The following is a 4645-nucleotide window of genomic DNA, read 5'->3' as shown; positions in this document are numbered from 1 at the left end:
CTGTTACACCAGTGCGACCTGTTCATTACAGAGAAAAAAAAGTATCTGCTACTGAGAGCGCTTCCAGAGCCAGTATTCTTTATCCCCGTGTGGTAAAGATCCGAGAGGAAATGAGCCTAAACAATTATGAGGAAGCGAATCGTTTGCTACAGGAGGCATTTGCTGTATGTGGTGGAGTTCCTGAACTACTTCGTATACAGGACCAATTAGAAAATAGGAAAAGAAAATTGTATAGTATGCTAAGTGGCATCAATGAGAATATAGACAAGAAGTATTTTTACACTGCAAATCAGGAACTGGTTGATCTTAAGGAAGAATTTCCAGCGTATCATAACCAGATGATGGAGGCAAAGATTAATCAGGGACTGTTGGCTGGAAAGCATCTATATGGCCAGGCGGAGTCGGCCAGAGAGGAGGAGAGTATTGTCTCGGCCTGCATGGATACGTTGGAAGTATGTGCGGACTATCCAGGGGTAATGAAACTTCTGGAGCGATATCCACCACGCTTGAATGGGAGCATACGTGTGACAGCTGACAGTGTCCATCATTGCAATTATATTAAGTGGCATAATAATAGAAAGGAGCCGTATAGTAGATACATCATACTCAGAAAAAAAGATGCGAAACCATTTCATAATAAGGATGGAGTAGTGTTGGCAACGGTAGAAGAGAACAGTTACGTGGATCGTAATATTGTGGCTGGAGAGAAATACTACTATGGAATATATTCTGTGCGGTGTGGAACAATATCTAACGGATTACTTGCAACCAGTGGCTGTACTAACTATTTTGAAGTGTTAGCACCAGAGACAAAGATAAAAGTTGATGGCATTGAGATTACTTGGGACAGAATCCCAACAGGGGCAATGGTTGAAATCTATCGGGCTAAGGGATATGTACCTGCGTATCCAGGAGAGGGAGAATTGCTGAATCAAGTCACATCCAGAGGGTGTTTGGATCAGAGTGTCGTACCAGGGAATGTATATGGCTATCGTATCTATGCAGTATATCTTGTGAATGGCGAAAAGGAATACTCCAATGGAATAGCATTACGTGTCACATCTGGAATGAAAGGGTACAGCTTGGCGTCAGCGATACGCACGAGAATGGAAAGAGTCCAGCTTACCTATTACTTTGAAGTAAAGAAGATTCTTATGTATCCCTATAAGGTACTTCTTCATATTGAAGTTGATGAGAACGTTGCCACATTGCCACCACTTATTGTAGTGGGAGATGCCGGGAAGGTGCCACAATATAAAACAGCTGGTGAGGTGGTGGCTATGCTTCCAACGAAAGAAGTCAATAAGGAACTGGTATATGCAATCAAATGTGGAGAGATTGGCACTTGCCGGTATCTTAATTTATTTCTTCAGCGGCTTGAGGATAACAGTATCTATCTGCTGACACTTAAGAAAGGAAAGTCCTTACATCTTGAAGGTTGGAATTCGCCGAATTAACACTTTAGTTTACCAAAGCATATTGACAGATTTCTTGGAATAAACGATAATATACAAAAGAAAGAAAGAAGGATGGAAACTATGAGACTAAGAAAACTTATTGCGGGATGTTTGGTTTTGACAATGACCTTGGTAAGCGCTACTGCATGTGGTACGGCAAATGATACGAGCACAAAGCCTGGTACATCTGCTACTGCAAACAGTAACCAGTCAGAAAAGGTCACTGTTGGTATCGGACAGTTTGCAGAACATGCATCCCTGGATAATTGCCGTGAAGGTTTTAAAGAGGGGATGAAACAGGAAGGATACATAGAAGGAGATAATGTTACTTATACATATGATAATGCGTCAGCAGATACCGGCACAGCAGGACTGATTGCTAACAACTATGTATCTCAGAAGGTGGATTTGATCTGTGCAATTGCAACGCCTATGGCACAAAGTGCTTTTACAGCAGCCAGTGATGCAGGAATTCCTGTAGTATATACAGCTATTACTGATCCTGTTGCAGCAGGTCTTGCTAAGGCTGATAAGACACCAACAGGAGAGATTACTGGAACAAGTGACAAGCTATCTGTAGATAAGCAGTTAGAGATGATCAGAAAGATTCTTCCTGATGCGAAGAAGATAGGTATTCTATATTCTACATCTGAAGTAAACTCGGAATCCGCTATTGCCGAATATAAGGAGTTAGCAGGTAACTATGGTTTTGAGATTGTAGAATCAGGTATTAGTACTGTAACTGATATTCCTATGGCAACAGACAGCCTACTTGCTGAAGTAGATTGTCTGAATAATCTTACTGACAATACGGTAGTTAGTGCATTGCCAACAATACTTGATAAGGCAAAAGCAAAGAAGATTCCTGTTTTTGGTTCTGAAATTGAGCAGGTTAAGAAAGGCTGTCTTGCTACGGTAGGTCTTGATTACTATCAGCTTGGTATTAAGACTGGAAAGATGGCAGCTAAGATATTAAAGGGTGAAAGTAAGGCTTCTGATATGCCATTCGAAGTCATCCAAGATGGAGAACTTTATGTGAACGCAAAAGTAGCCGAAGACCTTGGCTTAACATTATCATCTGAATTACTTGATAGTGCGAAAGAGGTAATTAAGGAGATTACAGAATAGAGCGCTATTCTGATTTAGGAGGATTGTATGGCAACCTTTTTTACACCAGATAACCTTGTTACGATACTGGAACAAGGATTTATCTTTGCCATTATGGCATTAGGAGTTTATATTACATACAAAATATTGGACTTCCCAGATCTGTCTGTAGATGGTACTTTTCCACTTGGAGGAGCAGTAACTGCAATTCTGATTACAAAGGGAGTCAATGCTTGGTTGACGCTTCCTATTGCATTCCTGATAGGTGCTTTAGCAGGTTTTATCACGGGAGTAATTCATGTTAAGTTAAAAGTACGTGACTTGTTATCTGGTATCATTATGATGACAGCACTTTACTCCATCAATCTACATATAGCAGGTAAGGCGAATCTCCCAATTTACGGCAAGGGTAGTATATTTACTGGACAGTTAGTGGATTGTGCACCAGAGGCAATCAAACCATATATGACACTGATTATTCTAGCCGTCATTATGATTGTTATTAAACTGTTAATGGATGCCTTTATGAAGACGAAGACTGGTTATCTGTTACGAGCTGCAGGAGATAATCCAATGCTTGTGACTTCCTTGGCAAAGGATAAGGGAAGTGTGAAGATTCTAGGATTGTCTTTGGCTAATGGACTAGTTGCTTTAGCAGGCTCTATTCTCTGTCAGGAGCAGCAGTTCTTTGAGGTAAGTAGTGGAACAGGAACGGTAGTTATCGGTCTTGCCAGCGTTATTATTGGTATTAATCTGTTTAAACACTTTGGATGGGTAAAAGCCACAACTGCTGTTATTGTAGGAGCAGTTCTCTACAAAGCATGCTATATGTTTGCAATCTGCATGAAATTAAGTGCAAATGATTTGAAGTTAATTACAGCAGTGCTGTTTTTAGTTATATTGGTATTAAGTCAGGAGCGAAAGAGGAAGGTGAACAAGGATGCTAGAGTTAAAGAATCTTAATAAGTATTACAATCCCGGTACAATCAATGAAATGTGCCTCTTTCAGAATTTTAACCTGACAATAGCAGATAGAGAGTTTGTTTCTGTAGTTGGAAGTAATGGTTCAGGAAAGACCTCTATGTTAAACCTAATCTGTGGAAGTATTCCACTGGATGCTGGTAATATCATAATGAATGGTGAGGACATTACAAAACTGAAAGAATACAAACGTCAGAGAAGAATTGGCAGGGTATTTCAGAATCCAGCAATGGGAACTTGTCCATCAATGACGATTCTTGAGAATATGTCTATGGCAGACAATAAAGGGAAACCTTTTAATCTTACCATGGGTACGAACAAAAAACGTACAGATTACTACAAAGAACAGCTTAGAAAGCTAAAGCTTGGTCTAGAGGATAAAATCCACGTAAAAGTTGGTTCCTTGTCAGGTGGTCAGCGCCAAGCCTTATCACTATTGATGTCTACTATGACTCCAATTGAGTTCTTGATTCTGGATGAGCATACAGCTGCACTAGATCCTAAAACAGCAGAGTTGATTATGCAGCTGACAGACCAGATTGTAAAGGAAAAGAACTTGACGACAATCATGGTAACTCATAACCTACGGTATGCGGTAGAGTATGGTAATCGTTTAATTATGATGCATCAAGGTGAGGTTGTGATTGATAAGGCCGGAGAAGAGAAGTCGGGTCTTAAGATTGAAGATATCTTAGACAAATTTAATCAAATTAGTATTGAATGTGGTAATTAGAGATAATATAAAGAATATTTAAGGAGCTCCAGAACGCAGTCTGGGGCTTCTTTTTTTATATATTGGAAATAACGAAATATTTGGTTGGGTTGACTTTTTATCATTAAACTTATAAAATAGGTATCGAATTTCTTTTGTAAAGAATATGTAAAAGATGTATAAAGACAGTTTCTACTAGAAAGGTAACAATACTATGTTAACTCATATGGGGGATAGACGGAAGAATATACTCTTCTTATTAGGCTTATCTACATTATTAATGACATTTGGCTCCATGACATCCATCCTATTTCCAATACATGTAGGTGTAGATCAGAATTGTTTCTTTACCATTGGGAAAAGTGTTCTTGATGGCAAAGTGTTATAT

Annotated in this window: 4 protein-coding genes; all 4 read left to right on the top strand. The window is 39.3% G+C overall.

All coding sequences use genetic code 11. From position 1 onward, the window contains the following. Positions 1-1457 (top strand): fibronectin type III domain-containing protein (locus tag BWI44_RS00860; protein WP_286810415.1); only part of this gene is annotated, 1457 nt, incomplete at its 5' end. Between the two features lie 81 nt (positions 1458-1538). Further along, positions 1539-2585, top strand: coding sequence for an ABC transporter substrate-binding protein (locus BWI44_RS00855; RefSeq protein ID WP_286810413.1), 1047 nt, complete (start codon positions 1539-1541; stop codon positions 2583-2585). A 27-nt stretch (positions 2586-2612) separates the two neighbouring features. Next, positions 2613-3527 carry an ABC transporter permease gene (locus tag BWI44_RS00850; protein ID WP_286810411.1) on the top strand — a complete coding sequence of 305 codons (915 nt, stop codon included), beginning with the start codon at positions 2613-2615 and terminating at the stop codon, positions 3525-3527. Further along, positions 3505-4278: an ABC transporter ATP-binding protein gene (locus tag BWI44_RS00845; protein WP_286810409.1), complete on the top strand. Its 774-nt coding sequence runs from the start codon at positions 3505-3507 to the stop codon at positions 4276-4278. Before BWI44_RS00850 ends, BWI44_RS00845 begins: the two co-directional genes overlap by 23 nt. The last annotated feature ends 367 nt before the right edge of the window (positions 4279-4645 follow it).

The organism is Bacteroides sp. Phil13 (genome assembly GCF_001940965.1).
Classification (GTDB): domain Bacteria; phylum Bacteroidota; class Bacteroidia; order Bacteroidales; family Bacteroidaceae; genus Bacteroides; species Bacteroides intestinalis.
This window is presented reverse-complemented; position numbering and strand designations above follow the sequence as displayed.